At 37.5% G+C, this 18,538-nt stretch carries 21 protein-coding genes; 16 read left to right on the forward strand and 5 right to left on the reverse strand.

Annotated elements, in window-relative coordinates; genetic code table 11:
- Window positions 1–7 precede the first annotated feature (7 nt).
- Window positions 8–1,495, forward strand: a complete 1,488-nt coding sequence (locus ACMAZI_RS13590) for a protein adenylyltransferase SelO (protein ID WP_412474308.1) — start codon at window positions 8–10, stop codon at window positions 1,493–1,495.
- Between the two features lie 8 nt (window positions 1,496–1,503).
- On the opposite strand, the gene ACMAZI_RS13595 is transcribed toward ACMAZI_RS13590, so the two are convergent.
- Window positions 1,504–1,944: a DUF4430 domain-containing protein gene (locus ACMAZI_RS13595; RefSeq protein ID WP_412474309.1), complete on the reverse strand. Its 441-nt coding sequence runs from the start codon at window positions 1,942–1,944 to the stop codon at window positions 1,504–1,506.
- Between the two features lie 80 nt (window positions 1,945–2,024).
- Here ACMAZI_RS13595 and ACMAZI_RS13600 point away from each other — a divergent pair, with 80 nt between their 5' ends.
- The 6 genes from ACMAZI_RS13600 (at window position 2,025) to ACMAZI_RS13625 (ending at window position 7,193) form a co-directional block, all read left to right on the forward strand.
- Window positions 2,025–3,056 (forward strand): serine/threonine protein kinase, encoded by a 1,032-nt coding sequence (locus ACMAZI_RS13600; RefSeq protein WP_412474310.1) that lies wholly within the window; start codon window positions 2,025–2,027, stop codon window positions 3,054–3,056.
- Between the two features lie 63 nt (window positions 3,057–3,119).
- Window positions 3,120–5,015 (forward strand): acetate--CoA ligase, encoded by a 1,896-nt coding sequence (gene acs, locus ACMAZI_RS13605; RefSeq protein ID WP_412474311.1) that lies wholly within the window; start codon window positions 3,120–3,122, stop codon window positions 5,013–5,015.
- A gap of 65 nt (window positions 5,016–5,080) precedes the next feature.
- Window positions 5,081–6,106 carry a fatty acid desaturase family protein gene (locus ACMAZI_RS13610; RefSeq protein WP_412474312.1) on the forward strand — a complete coding sequence of 342 codons (1,026 nt, stop codon included), beginning with the start codon at window positions 5,081–5,083 and terminating at the stop codon, window positions 6,104–6,106.
- Between the two features lie 15 nt (window positions 6,107–6,121).
- A complete protein-coding gene (locus ACMAZI_RS13615) occupies window positions 6,122–6,673 on the forward strand; it encodes a hypothetical protein (RefSeq protein WP_334679138.1) in 552 nt (183 codons plus the stop codon).
- Entirely contained in the window at window positions 6,663–6,983 is a 321-nt protein-coding gene (locus tag ACMAZI_RS13620; RefSeq protein WP_412474313.1) for a hypothetical protein, read from the forward strand. The genes ACMAZI_RS13615 and ACMAZI_RS13620 overlap by 11 nt, the downstream gene beginning before the upstream one ends.
- A 33-nt stretch (window positions 6,984–7,016) precedes the next feature.
- The gene (locus ACMAZI_RS13625; protein ID WP_412474314.1) at window positions 7,017–7,193 is read left to right on the forward strand and encodes a hypothetical protein; all 177 of its coding nucleotides are present in this window, start codon (window positions 7,017–7,019) and stop codon (window positions 7,191–7,193) included.
- Window positions 7,194–7,237: 44 nt separating this feature from the next.
- Here the strand turns inward: ACMAZI_RS13625 and ACMAZI_RS13630 are convergent, their stop codons facing one another.
- The 3 genes from ACMAZI_RS13630 to ACMAZI_RS13640 form a co-directional block, all read right to left on the reverse strand.
- Entirely contained in the window at window positions 7,238–8,395 is a 1,158-nt protein-coding gene (locus ACMAZI_RS13630; RefSeq protein ID WP_412474315.1) for a lipocalin family protein, read from the reverse strand.
- A gap of 119 nt (window positions 8,396–8,514) precedes the next feature.
- Window positions 8,515–9,120, reverse strand: a complete 606-nt coding sequence (locus tag ACMAZI_RS13635; protein ID WP_334679142.1) for an FKBP-type peptidyl-prolyl cis-trans isomerase — start codon at window positions 9,118–9,120, stop codon at window positions 8,515–8,517.
- Between the two features lie 78 nt (window positions 9,121–9,198).
- A complete protein-coding gene (locus ACMAZI_RS13640; protein ID WP_334679143.1) occupies window positions 9,199–9,957 on the reverse strand; it encodes a hypothetical protein in 759 nt (252 codons plus the stop codon).
- A gap of 71 nt (window positions 9,958–10,028) precedes the next feature.
- Between ACMAZI_RS13640 and ACMAZI_RS13645 the strand changes: the two genes are divergently transcribed.
- Entirely contained in the window at window positions 10,029–10,565 is a 537-nt protein-coding gene (locus tag ACMAZI_RS13645) for a DUF924 family protein (RefSeq protein WP_120404486.1), read from the forward strand.
- Here ACMAZI_RS13645 and ACMAZI_RS13650 read toward each other — a convergent pair.
- Window positions 10,562–11,071, reverse strand: a complete 510-nt coding sequence (locus tag ACMAZI_RS13650; protein ID WP_115360837.1) for a helix-turn-helix transcriptional regulator — start codon at window positions 11,069–11,071, stop codon at window positions 10,562–10,564. The genes ACMAZI_RS13645 and ACMAZI_RS13650 overlap by 4 nt on opposite strands.
- A 128-nt stretch (window positions 11,072–11,199) precedes the next feature.
- Here ACMAZI_RS13650 and ACMAZI_RS13655 point away from each other — a divergent pair, with 128 nt between their 5' ends.
- The 8 genes from ACMAZI_RS13655 to ACMAZI_RS13690 are packed head-to-tail and all read left to right on the forward strand — an operon-like array spanning window position 11,200 to window position 18,527.
- Window positions 11,200–12,255 (forward strand): type III polyketide synthase, encoded by a 1,056-nt coding sequence (locus ACMAZI_RS13655; protein ID WP_412474316.1) that lies wholly within the window; start codon window positions 11,200–11,202, stop codon window positions 12,253–12,255.
- Between the two features lie 6 nt (window positions 12,256–12,261).
- Entirely contained in the window at window positions 12,262–14,277 is a 2,016-nt protein-coding gene (locus ACMAZI_RS13660; RefSeq protein WP_120404487.1) for a hypothetical protein, read from the forward strand.
- The gene (locus ACMAZI_RS13665; RefSeq protein WP_115360832.1) at window positions 14,267–15,421 is read left to right on the forward strand and encodes an NAD(P)/FAD-dependent oxidoreductase; all 1,155 of its coding nucleotides are present in this window, start codon (window positions 14,267–14,269) and stop codon (window positions 15,419–15,421) included. The genes ACMAZI_RS13660 and ACMAZI_RS13665 overlap by 11 nt, the downstream gene beginning before the upstream one ends.
- A gap of 12 nt (window positions 15,422–15,433) precedes the next feature.
- Window positions 15,434–15,994, forward strand: coding sequence for a YceI family protein (locus tag ACMAZI_RS13670; protein ID WP_412474317.1), 561 nt, complete (start codon window positions 15,434–15,436; stop codon window positions 15,992–15,994).
- Window positions 15,995–16,039: 45 nt separating this feature from the next.
- Window positions 16,040–16,381 carry a hypothetical protein gene (locus tag ACMAZI_RS13675; RefSeq protein WP_158536825.1) on the forward strand — a complete coding sequence of 114 codons (342 nt, stop codon included), beginning with the start codon at window positions 16,040–16,042 and terminating at the stop codon, window positions 16,379–16,381.
- A 33-nt stretch (window positions 16,382–16,414) separates the two neighbouring features.
- Window positions 16,415–16,747: a hypothetical protein gene (locus ACMAZI_RS13680; protein ID WP_133296909.1), complete on the forward strand. Its 333-nt coding sequence runs from the start codon at window positions 16,415–16,417 to the stop codon at window positions 16,745–16,747.
- Between the two features lie 47 nt (window positions 16,748–16,794).
- A complete protein-coding gene (locus tag ACMAZI_RS13685; RefSeq protein WP_412474318.1) occupies window positions 16,795–18,018 on the forward strand; it encodes a TolC family protein in 1,224 nt (407 codons plus the stop codon).
- Window positions 18,015–18,527, forward strand: a complete 513-nt coding sequence (locus ACMAZI_RS13690) for a hypothetical protein (protein WP_115360821.1) — start codon at window positions 18,015–18,017, stop codon at window positions 18,525–18,527. The genes ACMAZI_RS13685 and ACMAZI_RS13690 overlap by 4 nt, the downstream gene beginning before the upstream one ends.
- Window positions 18,528–18,538 lie beyond the last annotated feature (11 nt).

The following is an 18,538-nucleotide window of genomic DNA, read 5'->3' on the forward strand; positions in this document are numbered from 1 at the left end:
GCAAAAAATGATTAAACTCGAAGAAATTTATCAGGGGCTGCGAGAGTTTAAACAGCTAACAGGTCGTCCTCAACAAACTCCAGGTGCACACTTTTCTAAAGTTACACCTGAGAAAGCACCTAATCCCAAATTACTTTGTTGGAGTAATGGCCTAGCTTCTGCCATGGGAATTAAAGATTCAGATAAAGAACTTTGGATTAAACTTTTAAGTGGTAATCAAGATAATTATATTCCAACTCCGATTGCTGCTCGCTACGGTGGCCATCAATTTGGACATTGGGCCGGACAGCTTGGTGATGGCAGGGCCATGAGTCTTGGTCAATTAAATGGGATGGAAATTCAACTTAAAGGTGCAGGTCTAACTCCTTATTCAAGGGGAGCAGACGGTAAGGCCGTACTACGCTCATCACTTAGAGAATATATTTGCTCTGAAGCAATGTTTCATTTAGGAGTTCCAACCACAAGGGCATTAAGCCTTGTTGAGACCGGAGAGGATGTCCTTAGGGATATGTTCTATGATGGAAATGCTGCTTACGAGAAAGGAGCTATTTGTACTAGAATTGCACCTAGTTTCTTGAGGTTTGGGAATTATCAAATACATGCGGCCAACCATGAACTCGAAGAATTAAAAGAACTTATCGATTATACGATAGAAAATTATTTTCCTGGCATGTCCATTAAGGAAATGTTTGGTGAGGTTGTACGCCGAACGGCCTATCTTATGAGTGAATGGATGCGTGTTGGCTTTGTTCATGGAGTGATGAATACTGACAACTTATCAATGCTAGGACTTACTATCGACTATGGGCCTTATGGTTGGCTTGATCGATTCGATCCTAATTGGACACCAAATACAACTGACTTCAGAGAAAAACGTTACCGATTTATTAATCAAGTCAATATTGCATATTGGAATCTTGCTCAATTAAAAGAGGCGCTTCAGACTGTTTGTCTTGATAACCTCGATGAACAACTGGGTAGCTTTCCTGATAAGTTCCATCACTTCTATCAAGATATTCAAGCAAAGAAAGTTGGACTTAAAACCTGTGAGCGTCAATTTATAGATGAACTCTTTGATCTTCAATATGATCTTCAAGCAGATATGACCCTCTTTTATCGCAGCTTAATGGATGTGATGGAGGGCAAAGAAGTTGACTGGCAAAGCATCTTCTATAAAGACTTAACGAATGATGATAGAAATCGTCTGGATATGTGGTTAAAGAAATGGCAAAGGGAGCAAAAGCTTCAAAGAGTAGATCCTATGATTGCCTATGGAGTTATGAACGAATCAAACCCTGTCTTTATTCCAAGAAATTATATCGTTCAACTTGTTCTTGATGACCTAGAAAATGGTGATGAAACAAGTCTACGTAATTTAGAGCAGGCGATTTTGAATCCATATGAATTAAATGAGTTCACGAGACCTTTTTATAAAAAAGCTCCTGAGTGGTCGACTTCACGACCAGGATGCTCAACTCTAAGTTGTTCAAGCTAATTTAGGGCCTAGTTGCAAAATTGTGCAGGAGCTCGCTTCCAAGTCGGCTCACATTGTGTGATCCATTTTCCGCTATCATAGTGAGCGTATCCAAACCACCACATAACGTGATCGTTGTCTTTAAGCTCAACTTCGTTTGGATAAACCTCTGGACTTAGGCCATTTACTGAGTAACACCATCCATGAGCATTCATTTGAGTATCACTTAAGACCTCCATGGCATCAATTCCTGTTGGAGTATCAAAGATGGAATTCATTCCTCGTTGTGTACCCTTATGAGGGATTTGATAAGTATTTAGAAGCTTAATTGTTGCACTTCCAACTGTTGCACCATTATCTAGCTGCATTTGGGTTTCAAATAGTGCGGCTCTTTCACATGGGCCAACAAATTCAAAAGTTGCAGCAAGGCTAAAAGTTGAAATAAGTGCTAAAAGTGCAAATTTATACATAATCTCTCCTAAATATATGGCTTTGTAGCATTCGATGTTTTTATTGCCATGGCGCCGTGCGCAAGCGTATGATTTTTTACATGTCTAAATATGTTTGGGGTAGTGAAGAGACCCAATACTTCTTCAAATTAAATCCAGAGGCCATCTTGGATGCTATTGACGCTGTGGGCTTTAAAACCACTGGCCGTTGTTTACCTTTAAATAGTATCGAAAATCGTGTTTATGAAATTGAAGTTGATCGACCTGAAAGTGAGATCAACTCACCAAGTGATAATTTTATCGTGGCCAAATTCTATCGTCCTGGACGTTGGACAAAGGAACAAATACGAGATGAACACGACTTTTTAAATGACCTTGTGGAAGCAGAAGTTCCAGTGATTCCACCACTAAATATCGATGGTGAAACTCTATTTGAAATGCCTGATCATAAGATTTTGTATTGCCTTTATGAAAAGAGAGGGGGAAGAAACCCTGAAGAAATGAATGAAGAGCAACTTGAAATAATGGGGCGCTCACTTGCTCGTATTCATAGTGTTGGTGCTCTTAAGGCGGCCAAACATCGAATAAAGCTCACTCCTGAATCTTACGGAGAAGCTAATCTTAACTACTTAAAGTCTACGGACTATATTCCTGCAGATATCAGAGAAAGCTTCATTACAATCTGTGATCAGATCATTCGTGAATCAAAGCCTCTCTTTGAGAATATGAACTTTCAAAGAGTTCATGGTGACTTTCATAAAGGAAATATCATTTTAAGAGGTGATGATTCATACTTTGTTGACTTTGATGATATGGTAATGGGCCCAGTCGTACAGGATGTATGGCCAATTTGTCCAGGGGATGATCAACAATCCATTATCGATCGAAATATATTTCTAGAGGCATATGATAGCATTCGCTCATTTCCTTATGAGCAGCTAAAATTAATTCCTTCTCTTCGTGCACTACGCCTCATTCACTTTAGTGCATGGATTGCGAAGCGATGGGACGATCCGTCATTTAAATATACTTTTGGCTACTTTGAGTCGCCTAATTATTGGTACGGCCAAATGAATGATTTAAGGGCCTTACTAAGTAAGATTATAGAAGTTAAGAATCCATACGTTTACTAGACGAATTCATATCTTTGCGAGAAAATTTAGTTCTAATCACTAAAATTTTATGAGGTAAAGAATATGGATATTCGTCTTAAAACTTTCGAAGAATATGAAGTCGCTTATGAGCAGGCAAAGAATAACCCGAGTGAATACTGGGGAAAGATCGCAGAGAATTTTCAATTTTCTAAAAAATGGCAAGATGTTACGTTAGGTGATTTTACTGATGGGGAAATTCGTTGGTTTAATGGTGCCAAATTAAATATCACTGAAAATTGTCTCGATCGTCATCTTGAAACAAGAGGTGATAAGAAAGCACTGGTCTATGTTGCTAATGATCCTAGTGAGAAAAATCAAGAATTCACTTATAAAGAACTTCACGCTCAAGTTTGTAAAACGGCAAATATGTTAGAAGAGCTTGGTGTAAAAAAAGGTGACCGTGTTTGTATCTATATGTCTATGGTACCAGAGCTGATGTTTACAGTTCTTGCTTGTGCCAGAATTGGTGCGATTCACTCTGTTGTTTTTGGTGGCTTCTCAGCTCAGGCCCTGGCCGGAAGAATTGTAGATGCAGAGTGTAGTGTTCTTGTCACAAATGATGGAGGACTTCGCGGAACTAAGGTCACTGAACTTAAGTCTATTGTCGATGAGGCCCTAGAAGAAAAAGACTGCTCTTGTGTTAAGAATGTAATTGTACACAAGCGTGCAAATAATGAAGTAACTATGCAAGAAGGGCGTGATCTTTGGTGGCACGATCTCTTTGATAAAGCTTCCGATAAGCACACAGCTCCTCAACTAGATGCAGAAGATCCATTATTTATACTCTATACTTCGGGGTCAACTGGAACGCCTAAGGGTGTTGTTCATACGCAAGCTGGTTATATGGTTTGGGCCGCTTATACTTTTGCCAATGTCTTTCAAGTTGATGAAGATGACACTTATTGGTGTACTGCCGATATCGGTTGGATCACTGGACACACTTATATTACTTATGGGCCACTTTTAAATGGTGCCACAACAATGATGTTTGAAGGTGTACCAACTTATCCAGATGCGGGACGCTTTTGGGATATCGTTGAAAAGAATAAGGTGACACATTTTTATACTGCGCCAACTGCGGTTCGTGCTTTAATGGCGTGTGGAGACGATGTTCCTGCAAAGTATGATCTTTCAACTTTAAAGGTTCTAGGCTCTGTTGGTGAACCTATTAATGCTGAAGCTTGGCATTGGTATAATGAGTATATTGGAAAGAAGAAATGTCCAATTGTCGATACTTGGTGGCAAACTGAAACAGGTGGGATTCTTATTTCTCCACTAGCAGGGCTGACAAAGACAAAGCCTTGTAAAGCAACACTTCCTCTTCCTGGAATTATTCCTGTTCTTGTTGATGATGATGGCCGTGAAATTGGTGAAACAATGGCCGAAGGAAAGCTATGTATTAAGCACCCATGGCCAGGAATGCTTAGAACTGTTTATAAGAATCATGAGCGTTTCATGAATGCCTATCTTAGAACTTATAAGGGTTATTATTTCTCTGGTGATGGTGCCAAACGCGATATCGAAGGTTATATGCGAATCACAGGACGCGTGGATGATGTTATCAATGTGTCTGGTCACCGTTTTGGAACGGCCGAGATTGAAAATGCTATCGGTAAGAATACGGCCATCGCTGAAAGTGCCGTTGTTGGTTACCCGCACGATGTAAAAGGTGAGGGGATCTATGCTTATGTTGTGACTGATTTAAAAGATGAGGCAGAAGTTACAAAGCATATCAACGATACAATTATTAAAGAAATTGGTGCCGTTGCTCGTCCTGATAAGATTCAGATTGTTTCAGGTCTTCCAAAAACACGAAGTGGTAAAATTATGAGAAGAATTCTTAGAAAAATTGCTGCACATGACTTTAATAATTTTGGTGATACGTCAACTCTTCTAGATCCAGAGGTTGTTGAAGAAATAAAAAATGGTGTTAAGTAAGTTAAATTAAGTAAACATTTTACATAAGTATTATTGATTCCTCTCTTATGTGCTAGAAATAGTGCATGAGAGAGGAAGGCCTTGAGCTAATGCGTGACATTCTTAAAAAGCATCACACCCTTAATAAGTCTAGGGTATGGTTTGATCTTATTATTAATGCAGTTATTGGTTGGAGTGCATTCTTTTATACGTGCTTTCACTTTAATATAATCTCTTTCTTACTTGCTATATTTTTTATCTATCGTGGAACACTCCTTGTTCATGAGGTTTCACATATTGCTAAAAAGATTAAAGGCTATCGCTTAGCTTTTAATTTATTATTTGGATGGCCAAATGCTTATCCCGTATATCTTGGTGATGCCCACCTCTTTCATCACGGAAAGAGGACCTATGGAACCACTCGCGATCCGGAGTATAAGTATATTTCAAGCTTTGATTCTTTGACTCTTATTAGGCCATTTTTGTCATCGCTACTTTTACCATTCATTCAAATTATTAGGTTCGGCATCTATCCACTTTCATATCTATTTCTTAATAAAGAACAAAGAATTTGGACTTATCAGAATATCTCAACTCTCGCTTTTTCTATGGATTATAAAAGGCCATATAGGAAGGAAGAGGAGATTAGTCGAATGATTAGAAATGATCTCATGTGTATGCTTTATAAATTTGTCATTGGGTGCGCTATCTATCTTAGTATTCTTCCATTTGAGATAATTTGGGTTTGGTATAGTGTTGTAGTCATCTCATCAACTCTTAATATGTATCGAGCGCTATTTAATCACCTCTATACAAATGAAAGCCTGACTCCAATGGGTTGGGAAGATCATCTTCTTGATACTGTGACAATAGAATCAGGGCCGAGTTCATTTTTTATCTTTGTTAATGGCCTTAATTACCATGCAATTCATCATCTTTTTCCAGAGCTACCTTATACTAATTTGGCCAAGGCCCATCGTGAGCTAATGCAAAAACTTCCCGATGATCACATCTATAAACATAATACTTTCTCTAGTATTTTTGACGTTTTAGCGACTTCAACTTCTATTGAGCGTAGTAAAAAAGAAATCATTAAGACTGAGCTTGTTTAGTGTATAATATGAGTCATGAAAAAGACTTTTATTCTTCTAGTTTTCGGATTACTTCTCTTTGGATGCTCAAAGCCAACACCAAAAGAGACTGTGGAAACAGTAATTCGTGAGACTTTCTTAGTAAATTTTGAAGAGACATTTAATCACTATGATCCCGGATTCAGCTCAAGTCAGCAAATCGCTGATTATCGTGGCTTCGTCAAAGATGTGGTCATTTGGGAAAAGAATATTAAGAAGACAAAGAAAGAAGTCTTAGAAGCAATCCAAGGCCTACTTTCATTTAAAATTGTTGAGGTAAAAGAGGAGGCCAGAACAGCTACAGTAAAGGCCGTTGTAATCGTACCAGAGTTTGATAATAAATTTGATATGCAAATAGCTCTTTTAAGCTTAACAAGGCCACCTCTTATTTCTAAGAGAGCTCAGGCCAATGCAACTATTTTAAAAAATATAAATGATGGAGAGTATACTCTAAAGCCAGTAGAAATTACTTTTACATTAAGAAAGAAAGATAAGTGGCGTGTTGCAGGAGTCAATAACGTAAGAGGACTGTGGCGTTTTGAAAATTAATTGTCTCTATCTTCTATTATCTTTATTTCTATTTGGTAGTCTTTACGCTGACCATGATGGTGATCTCTATAAAGGCCACGGCCACTATGGCCAATCTCCTTTTTCAATTACTTTTGATCAGGTCAGTGAACAAGCTGAGTTAGTAGAAGAAGATTTCGACTTTGACCATTCTTTATTCATTTCTTCATATAGCTTCAAATTATCTAAGAAGCCTACCACGTATAGAATTGATTTTTCTCAAACCTATTTTAGCCAAGAGCATCTTGGTGGTCACTCAGGACTAAGCCCTCCAAGTAATCCAAATTCATAAGTTTTTTTATTATTTAATTTTTTTGGAGGACGTATGGAAAATACGACAAATAGCACTTCTTCGGAAGTTAAGAGATTTGATTATGAAGGTAAAATTCCTGAAGGGAAGGAGTATATAAATGAAGGGGGAAGTGATATAGGCCTATATCTAATTCTTACTCTCTTTATTGTCGTCTTCTTTGCAGTGATCTTTTTTCAAATGTATGGATAGAAAAGATAGATAAGAAGAAAGGGCCAGTTAATGGCCCTTTTTTATTATTTGAAAATAAGAATTGCATCTTCATCTTGATCCTTATTTGGATCCATGATGAGGTCATCATCTTGATCAGTTTGGTCTTGATCAGTTTGATCCTGATCGTCAGTTGGATCTGTCGGCTCAGTTGGCTCAGTTGGTTCCGTTGGCTCAGTTGGTTCAGTTGGTTCTTCGATCTCATATACTGGTGTTCTGTTGATATATTCAGGTCTAAACCCATTCTCAACTGCAATTTGAACTAGCTCTTCATACTTTGTTTCATCAATTTCTCTGTCGCGAGTTAAGATGAAAAGAGTATTACGATCTCTATCTCCTACGATAGCTTCTGTATAATTCTCATCAAGATGAATGATCTGATAGTCTCCAGCTCCAACTCCAAAGTATCCAAGAAGAGGAACAAAGCTAACCTTAAGTTTCGCATTTGAAATCTTATCAGCGACTTTTGCATAGGCCTTGTCAACTTTCTCTTCACCATTTGCTAGCTGGCAAGAGTTCTTTACTCTAACGCGGTTATGCTTAAACTTGTATTGTGCTTTAGTTCCCTTACATCTTAAGTTAAAGAAAGCATCGTATGCACCTTGTTGGTACCAAGTTCCTAAATATTGCTCAAGATTAACATATTCTACTGTTTGAAAATTATTAAGAGGAAGCTCTTCTGATGGAACTAAAACTTCATTAATTTCGTGAACAATAATATTCTTATCAAATCCCTTTAGAGTACTAAAACGAATGGCAAGATTATTAAGAATAAATTCTTCGCTATCTTGATCCACAAGAATGACACGGCCATTATAAGTCTTTACTTGCTTATCAGCTCTTAGATCCTTCTTTGTTAAGCGCCCATAGCCAACGTGATACATTAGAACTTTTCTTAGCTCTAGTGGATTGGCAAGTAGGTACTCTACTGTATCAGGTGGAAGCTTTGCAAAGGCCTGGTCGTTAGGTGCAAAGATTGTGATATCTTCGTCTGCATTAACAAGATCATCTAGACCTGCTAATTGAGCTGCACTGATGAAGTTTCTAAAACGTCTCGTGTGCTTCATTGCAGTCATTGTTTCTGTTTTTGATAATTTCGTGTTTGAATTTCTTTTTGTTTGCTTAGCAGTGGCCGAGTTAAAAAAGAAAGGTAGTACTGTTAATAGTAGTACGAGTTTTTTCATTGAATCCTCCCATAAGTTAATGAAAGGAAATGTAGCTTTTTATTAATACTTTTGATGTTTAAGATTGGTTAAGAAAGGTTAGTAAAAGTTAAGGGGCCGAAGCTGGCCCCTTATTTACTCTATACGTTTGCTTTAATTAGTTGAACTTTAAAGACTAAAGTTGAGTGTGGAGGAATTTTCGCTCCTGCACCGTGCTCACCGTAAGCAAGCTCTGATGGAATTGTTAATTCCCAAGTGTCACCTTCTTTCATTAGTTGAAGTGCTTCAGTCCAACCCTTAATAACTCCACCTACTGGGAATTGGATTGTTTGACCTCTTTGGATTGATGAATCAAAAACAGTACCATCAATTAATTTACCTTCATAGTGAACTTCTACAGTTGAGTCTGCACTCGGAGTTGCACCGCTTCCGCTTTCTAGAACTTTGTATTGAAGACCTGATGCCGTTGTTGTTACACCTTCTTCACTCTTATTCTTTTCAAGGTAAGCACGACCTTCTTCCGCTAGCTTATTTGCAGCTTCAGCAAGTTGTCTTGCCATATGCTCTTGAAATTCATTCATTGTTTTTTGTGTTTCTTCTGCTGAAAGTTGGCTTTCTTCACCTTTCATTGCTGACGTAACAGCATTTGCGAAGATTTCAGAATTGATTTCTATTCCTTGAGCAACAAAATCAGATCCAATTTGACGACCGATAATGTAGCTAACTTTTTCCATATGAGTTTCCATAAACACCCTTTGTTTGTTTAATTGACAGTATTGAAAAAGCACCATAGCACTTAATGGAGGATGTGTCGAAAATTTGAGCTATTGTCGCATTGTTCCGTTTGCAGCACCACCAGGATACCAACAAATTGGTCGCTCAATATTTAGAACCCCATGGATCATTGTGTCAAAACGGCATTGTGAATCTGGGTAATAGGATGCATCGGTATTAAGCTCAGTTGCAACTTTATTAGAGAATTGATCGAAGTCGACTTCATCTCCTGTGGTCTTAAAAAATGCCTGATCGGCTTCCATGGCCGTTAATAATCTAAGGCATGTATTTGAGTTGTGCATAATCTGATTTGAGCAAATTGCTTCATACGTTGGATTACTATTGATCTCACGTAACTCATTTAAATACTTAAAAACTATTGGTAAACACACCTTTGTGGCAAAGTAGTCAGATTGTCCCTCTGTTGTACTACCTGAGCTCTTAAAGGGTTCTCCTCCAATACCGTGTCCGATTTCATGACAGCCAGTAAGGGCAAGTCCATCAGGAGTCATGCCTGAGAGACGAGCAAAACCACCCATTAAGTAAATGCGATGCTCTATTTGATTCTGATCACTTTCAACTTTTACATATGAAGCGTGAACCATGTCGATATCCCACCAATAGGTGTCAGCATTGGGGATACCTGGGATTGGTAAGTTAATTTTTAAAACTTCATTTTGCGAGGGGGCCAATTCGCTATATGCTTGGTAGAGGGCCTCTTTTACTTGTAGAAATTCATCTCTTGTCACACTTGCAAAAGATGAGCTTGCTAAAAAGATTATGGCCACTAAGAGAATGAAATTTTTCATATATGCTATGTACTAAGATCTAAGAATTAGAGCAAGTGAGATGGTAAAAAAGTAGAGTATTAGGAGGAGTGATGTATCACGAAGTACTTGATTTTTGGTTCGATGAATTAAGTGATGAACAAAAATGGGTCAAAGATCCTAAAGTTGATCATGAAATAGAGAAGCGCTTTGGTCGTCTTCACACTATGGCCGCTAAAGGGGAGCTCTTTGAGTGGCGCCATGAGCACTTAGGGCGTCTTGCTGAAATCATTCTCTTAGATCAATTTTCTCGTAATATTTACCGCGACGATCCTCGCGCATTTGCCAGTGATGACATGGCCTTAGTATTGGCCCAGGAGGCCGTGGCCCAGAAAACCCATGAAGGCTTCACGCAAAGAAAGAAACACTTTCTCTATATGCCCTTTATGCACAGTGAATCCTTAGTGGTTCAAAAAGAAGGACTGAAGTATTTTGAGGAACTAGGAAGTGAGCAGGCCCTTAATTATATGCATCAGCATATGGCCATTATCGAACGCTTTGGTCGCTACCCACATCGAAATAAGGTCTTAGGTCGACGCTCAACAGATGAAGAAAAGAAGTTTTTAAAAACACCTGGCTCAAGTTTTTAACGTATAACCAAAATATCTTCAAGGAAGAATGCCGATAGTTCACTTCGTCCACTGAGATTCGACTTTTGATAGATTTTTGTACAATGTTGCTTGATTGTTTTTTCTGCTGTGGAGCGAATATCTGCGATCTCCTTGATACTTAAGCCTTTTAACAAAAGTAGGGCGATATCTTTTTCTGACTTGGTCAGATTCCAGTCATCCAATTGTTCATTGATTTTGTCAGAAATTCCTTCTGAGAGATTCTTTGTTTGTTCTTTAAAGTTTTGTAAGTCAGTTTTCAACTTTGATACGTTTGCACTTATCCTAATATTCTCTTTCTTAATAAATAATAACTTAAACCACAAATATGCAGCTCCGATGAAGCCAATGATCATGATGATGGCCTCTTCAAAGACATGTTCAAAACTTGCCCCTTCATGGAGGTCCTCGTAAATGTCAAAGATAAGAAAAATTGAAATGGTTAGGAAAAGAAGCCCTGTTATAAGGCGTTCACGTTTATTTAACATTGGATTAGGACCTTGGTCTTATATATTTGTAACGTCTTGTTTTTACATATTTTATTTGGAAATAGGACGTAAGTCCAGTTACAAAAATTTACTTTTGGAGCGAATCTATATGCACGAAGGAGGAACAAATGACTCGTATTGTTCATATGGAAACGCTTAGACCAGACTACACTTATTCAACACAGGAGATTATGGATACTGCTGATCGTATGTGGTTGAAAGATGTAGATAAGTTAACAAGAAGAAAGGCCCTAAAGATTCTTGAGGGTGCAAATATTGACCAAAGAAGTATTGTGGTGGATTTAGAGACAGTTTTCTCAGACTTAAGCTTTGAAGAGAAGAATAATATCTACAAAGAGAAAATGATTGAGTACGGAAAGAGGTTATTAAAGCAAACATTTGAAAATAGTGATGTGGATCCATCGGAGGTGGATTATATCATAACCACAAGTTGCACTGGTTTTATGATTCCATCAGTGGATGCCTACTTGGTAAATGAGTTTGGAATGAAGCCGGGGGTGGTTAGGCTACCTGTTACTGAAATGGGTTGTGCAGGTGGAACTTCGGCCCTTATTTATGCAGATAACTTTTTAAAATCAAATCCTGATAAAACGGCCCTTGTCTTAACAATGGAGATACCAAGTATCACATTTCAAAAGGATGATCTTGATGGGGCCAACCTTGTTTCAACGGCAATTTTCTCAGACGGCTTTGCTTGTGCTGTCTTAAAAGGTGGGGAAGGAAAGGGCGCCCATATCATTGATAGTGATATGTACCACTTTAGTCACGGTGAGTATCTCATGGGCTTTGAGCTTGTTAACTCAGGTTTAAAGATTGTGCTTGATAAGGATGTACCTTCCGCAATTGAAGGAAATTTTGAAGATATATTCCTACCTTTTTTAAAACGCAATGGACTTGAGATTGAAGATATTGAAAATTATATGTTTCACCCAGGAGGAAAGAAGATTATTCAAATGGTGGAAAATTATATTTCAGACTACCAAAAGGATATCTCTGAGTCTCGTTGGGTCTTAGAAAATCATGGCAATATGTCCAGTGCTACTATTATGCATATTCTTCATAAGGTAACGAGTGAGCGCACAATTAAAGAAGGTGAACGTGGTTATATGCTCGCCTTTGGCCCTGGATTTATGGCCCAGAGTATTTTGCTCGAGTGGAGGTAGCCCACCTTGAACTTCAATCGCGCCGCCCTCATTCTCATCTTTCTTGCAGCCTTTGGTGCCATGTTCTCTTACACAAGAGAGCTGGCCCAGAAGAATCCAGAATCTATCTTTCTAACTGATGAAGGAATGGAAAAGTTTGAAAAATTCCAAGAGGATTTTCCAGAAGTCGAGTCATTAGTGATCTACTCTCATGGTATGCCTACCGTGAATACCTACGAAGATCTTGAGGTATTTGGAAAGAAGCTAGAGGAGGCATGTGATGATGAATGTTACTTTCTCTATCCACATGAATTAGTTAGGAAACGCCAGGACTACTTAGACAGATTAAAGGAAAGAGACTTCAAAAGTCTTGAGTTAACATCTTCAGAAAGTGTCGGCTTTATCGTCTTTAATAAAGGGGAGAAGGGGCAGTTAAAAAATATTGTTAGGGAAGTGGAGAAACAAGTTCGCTTTCATTGTGCAGGTCATGACTATACAAATTACCAATTGGATAAGTCTTCTGAGGTCGTGCAAGAAAAGATCTTTCCATTTCTCTTTGCCTTCTCTTTATTTCTACTCTTTGTCTTTATTAGAAATATCGTAGATTCGATTCTCTTATTCTTTCCATGTGTCCTCTCTTCTATACTCTCTCTTAGTGTCATTAAGTATTTCTTTCATCATATGAATATGGTGAATTCAATAGTGCCCTTGATGACTTTTGTGATTACTTTATCTCTTGGACAACATCTTTATTTTACTGCAAGAGATATGGGATCCCTAAAGCTTGCCTTAAAAGTAAAATTAAAGCCTATTGTCTTAATGCTTATCACAACCTTTATAGGCTTCTTGTCTTTATATATTAGTGAGATTTTTGTCATTAGAAGCTTTGGTCTACTCAGTAGCTTTCTCATTCTTATCTCATCGATCTTAGCAATTATATGGCTAATATCTGTTGAAGGGCTCCTTCACTACCGTAGAGATCGAGAATATAAGTTAAGACTCTATCCTAAAAAGAGCCTTTCTTTTTTTGGGATTATTTCTCTTGTTGTAATTGCTCTCCTGGCAGGGATGTGGGGTGGAAATAATGTGAAGGTTATCACTGATGCCACAAAGTACTTTCCTAAAGAAAGTGATATACATGCAAGTTTTGAAGAAGTAACGAAGCTTGCAGGTGGAGTGCCCATCGTTGAAATTGGTATTAACACAAAGGACTATGAGTCTTTAAAACATATTCTTAAATTAGAAAATGAGTTGAAAGAAGTAACAGGTCTTAAGGTCTTTTCACGAAATCAGATGATTCAAAGAATTAATAAAGACTATAGTGGAAGCCTCTCAATACCTGAAAATCGTTTTGCCTATACTACGCTGTATTCAAAAGCACCAGAGGCCTTAAGGGAAGCCTATTCTATTGATGGCGAATATAAGATCACTTTACTCGGTGCTCCTCTAAATGTTGATAAGTATGAAAGTCTTATAAAAAAAGTGCATCAGATTCTAAAAGGGCAGAATTACACAATTGATGGCCTTTATTATAATTTAATGATTTCTCAAAAAGAGATGGTTCATACGCTATCAAAAAGCTTTCTTATTAGTCTTATCATTATGGCATTGATAGCAGTGATAACACTTAAGGAGCTTAAGTTATTTATTATTTTTATTCTCGTTAATACACTACCTTTAGGGCTCTCTCTTGGTTTTTTAAACCTTAGTGATATGTCACTTAATATTGCTACTGTTATGACTTATAGTGTAGGTCTTGGAATTGTGGTGGATAGCACATTCCATATTCTTCATTATCTAGGTAGTCATAAGTTTTCCATGGAAGAATACCTCGAGACAATTGTTAAACCCGTCTTAACAAGTTCAATTACATTGATTGTCGCATTCCTCTTATTTGGCGCCTACGATTTTCTACCAATAAAGGAATTTGGGCTCAATCTTTCATTTATTTTACTTTGTGGGATGATATTTGATCTCTTTGTTCTACCAACTCTTTACTTAGGACGATCTGATTTTAACACTGGGGGAAGTCATGATTTATGATGCAATTGTTATTGGAGCCGGCCCAGCTGGGTGCATCTTTTCACACCTTATGGCAAAACAAGGAAATAAGATTTTAATTTTGGAAAGACAATCAGAAATAAAGAGGAAGGTTTGTGGAGAATATCTTTGTCCTGAAGGAGTTAAATCCCTTAGAGAATTAGATTTAAATCATGTCTTATCTGGCTTTAAACATCTAAATGGAATGATTATCCATTCTCCGAAAGGAGCGGTTGTCGATTCAAATTTTCCAGCTAGTCATGGCCGTTCTAATTATGGAGTCAGTGTTAATCGTGAAGTCTTTGATAACCGTCTCCTCTCTCAAGCAATGGAGAGTGGGGCACAAGTAAAAATGGGAACAACAGTTGTCGAGATTAAATTTAATAGTTCTTTCTGGCAGATTAAAACTTTTGATGGAGGAGAGTTTTATTGCCGTCTCTTAATTGGTGCTGATGGCAGAAATTCATTTGTTGCTAAAAGTCTTAATCTAAAGCTTGAAAACGAAAAGAAGAATATTGCTCTACATGCTTGGCTTCCTTGTAAAAGAAAACTTCCTCGAAAAGGACAAATGTTTATTTTTGATGAAGGTTGCTATATTGGTGTTGATCCAATCAATGACAAAGAAGTTAATATCTCTCTTGTGTGTCAGGCAAAGCATATAAAGAAATACGGCTCGGCAAATGATACGTTTGAATTCTATCTTAATAAAATAAAAGATCAAATAGGAGTCTCTATCACAAAAGAGATAAAGGTTCATACCAGTTTTCCTATCGAGCACTCTGTAAGCGATATCATAAAAACAAATGTCGCCTTAATAGGTGATGCCGCTGGATTCGTTGATCCTATTACAGGTGAAGGGATCTTTAATGCCATCAAGACTGCCCATATGTTAGTGCAGTCTTTAGAGGATTACCCATCTCTTGTGAGTTTTGAGCAGGGCCTTCTGAATTATAAACAAAAAAAAGAACTCTACTTTAAAGAAAAGACAAGACTTAATAAGGGATTTCAATGGCTCATTCGTTCTAAGCTCCTTGTTGAGATCGTTGCGGCCTTTATTAATTTAAGTCAGAAAAAAAGAGATGCTTTCATCGGCATTATTGGAAATATCTACACACCATTTCGTGGTGTAATGAAAATGATTTTTTAAATCGAGGTTTATATGAAGAATATACTTATTGGATTCATGACAATTCTATTTTTTCAGTCTCTTTATGCAAAGGAGCTGAGCTTAAATTATAACGATTATGACAGTGCACATAGTGGAGATAAGAAAATCATCTTTCATATGGAGTCCACTAAGGCGGGGCTTATTACAACCAGTTTTGATGGTGTCGTTAAAGAAGGAAGTATTGTATATAAAGAGGAAAAAGGGCAATATCGAGATGTTGTTATTAGGATAAAGGCAATGAGCTTGGATACTGATAACGATGCAAGAAATGAAAAAATGTATGAGGAGACATTAACTGTTAAGAAGTATCCTGAAATCATTGTTTCTCTAAATGGTCCTATCAAATTTAATCAAGAAAATCTTGGTATCATTAAACTTAGAGGAGAAGAGTTTCCAATAAATATCTTTATGAGCGAAAGTCATAATGAAAAACAAACCTTGATTTCAGGGCATTCAAATGTATCAATTAAGGCGTTAAAGATACCAGATCCATCAATTTGGATTGCCTCTGTCAGAGATCTCGTTGAGATAAAATTCACATTTGTCCTTTAATTTGTTAACATGCATTGCAATACAAAAGTTTGAAAAGGATAAATCTTGAAAGATGCAAAATTAGTATGGTCTGACGAGGCCGGTGATTTACGCCAAAAAAATTCAAAGAAGAACTCAAATAAAAATGCCAACGAAGAAGTTAACGAATCTGAACTTGTTCTAAGTATTAGACGACTTACCTCAGGTAAGGGCCGTGCTATTGTGGAGATCTCAAGCCTTCCAAATAATAAGAAATGGTGCCAAAAACTAGCAAAAGAATGCAAGAAGTCCCTAGGTGTAGGCGGTGCTTATAAGAATGATTATATCGAAGTTCATGGTGAAAAACTTGAAGAAGTGAAGGCGCTACTCGATAAAAAGAATTTGAAGTGGAAGCAGACTGGAGGCTAGACTATCAAATATTTGCGTGCTAATATTTTTATCATGTTAAGAATTCTTCTTTCTCTATTCACAATTGCCATGATTTTTGTGAGCTTCTCTCACGAGGCCCACGAAGTTATGACTGAACTACAAGTTAAAGTAGAGAAAATTAATTCCTCACACGATATTACTCCTGCTAATCACTGCGATGGCCATGATAGTAACCCAGACCACTGTCATATTCATTGTACAGGACTCCATTTCGTGGCCGATATACACCAAGTACACCAGTTAGATGTGCCAGTTAAAATTGAATCTCAATTATTAACTTCTGGAGATAATTTCTTTAAGTCTCCATTCCTAGATCCCACAATAAAACCACCTTCTTATTCTTAACTAAATTTAACACGACTTTTATCAAAGAATATTAGAAGGATAGTTGCATGAAATGCTTATACACTTGCGTCTTAACGCTTGTACTCTCACAAGTAGTGTTTGCTACAAAGAGTACTTGTCAGATTAAAGACGCCAATGAGTTCTTAAGGCTCATTAAAGAAAACCATCAAGTCAATCTCTTGGCCGAATCAACAAGAGAGTCTCTAGCAGGAGAAATTGAATCTGCTAATGCTGTTTATAATCCAGAATTTGAATCTGAGATTGTTTCTGGTGGCAGTGGTGAATTAAACTCCATGATTAAGGTTACTCAAACATTTGAGCTTGGTGGAAAGCGTGGGGCCCGTGAAAGTCTTGCGAAAAATCAAATGGTACTGGGTGAATTAGAAATAAAGAATAACAAAGAGAATGTTATTTTAGAAAATGTTTTGAGTCTTTACCGCTTAAGACAAATTAATGAATTGATACCGATTTATAAAGAAGCTTATGAGTCTCTACAGAGTCTTTTAAAGAAGAAGGGCCGTATCAAGAAATCTCTCTCTCCTTCACAGGAGGTTGAATATGAAACTCTTTCACTTGCCATTGATGATTACTACCTAAAGCTTTCTGAATTAACTGCTAAGAGAGCAACGCTTTTAACTCATTTGAAATTAAATGCAGGAGGAGGTTGTAGTGTTAGGCTAACTTCTTTACCAAGAGAATTTCGTTTTAAGAATATTTCCATGCACGAGCTTAACTTAGAAGAAAGTACTGAGTATCAAAAGAATAAGGCAAAGCTTTTGGCCGCAAGGTCTAGTTATGATCTGGCAAAGTCTAATGCCTATAGTGATTTAAAAATCGGGCCGATGTATGAGTTTGCAAAGGCCGATAACCAAAAGGATCATGCTTTTGGATTAAGTCTCTCTTTCGATATACCTGTTTTTAATACCAATGATGGGCCAAAGGCGAAAGCTCTAGCGCAAGTTAAGAGAGCCGAATTTGATATGCGCTACCAAGAGATTGACTTGAAGATGGACTTAAATAATTGGTTAGCAAAGTACAAAAGGTATAAGTCAGTTTATCAGCGTATGGTTTCAAGAAGTTCACTTGAGAAGAAACATAAGCGTATTGAAACTCTCTTTCAACGAGGAGTCATTTCTACTGGCCTTGTTATTGAGGCTCATAGGCAACTCGTTGATTTCACTAATCGTCGTAACGATTATGAACTTGGAGCCGTTGAAGCTTTATGGAATATCTATCTGTTACGCGGATCAATTTTAAAGGAAAGAATATGAAATATATTAAGTTAATAGTCTTAGTCTTCTCTCTAAGCATTTTTGCTAGTGGAGACGATCACCACGATAATCACCACGAGGACCACCATGAAGAACACAATGGTGAACACAAAGGTGAGCATGGAGAACATCATGACGATCATGACGATCATGACGATCATGACGATCATCATGGACACGGAAATGAAAAATCAGGAAAAAATAAGGCCATCACAGAAATTGACGAGCACTTGGGCTTAAAGCTTTCACCTCAAGCAACAGCACGCTTAAAGATTAAAACCATTCCTTTTTCTTATAATTTAAGTGATCTAAATAAGTCATCATATGTGATCATCGGAAAAGAGCGCGCTCTTTATCGTAAAAGAAATGGTTTTTATAAGCTTATTGATGAGCATGATTTTTCCACTGCATTTAAACCCTCAGATGAAATTGTCATTGAAGGAATAGAGCTACTTAGAATAAGCGATATCTTCTCAACTGATAAGTCAGAATATGGCCACGCACATTAGGATTGGGGGAT

Origin of the sequence: Halobacteriovorax sp. YZS-3-1 (assembly GCF_047084945.1) — a bacterium.
Taxonomy (GTDB): Bacteria; Bdellovibrionota; Bacteriovoracia; order Bacteriovoracales; family Bacteriovoracaceae; genus Halobacteriovorax_A; species Halobacteriovorax_A vibrionivorans.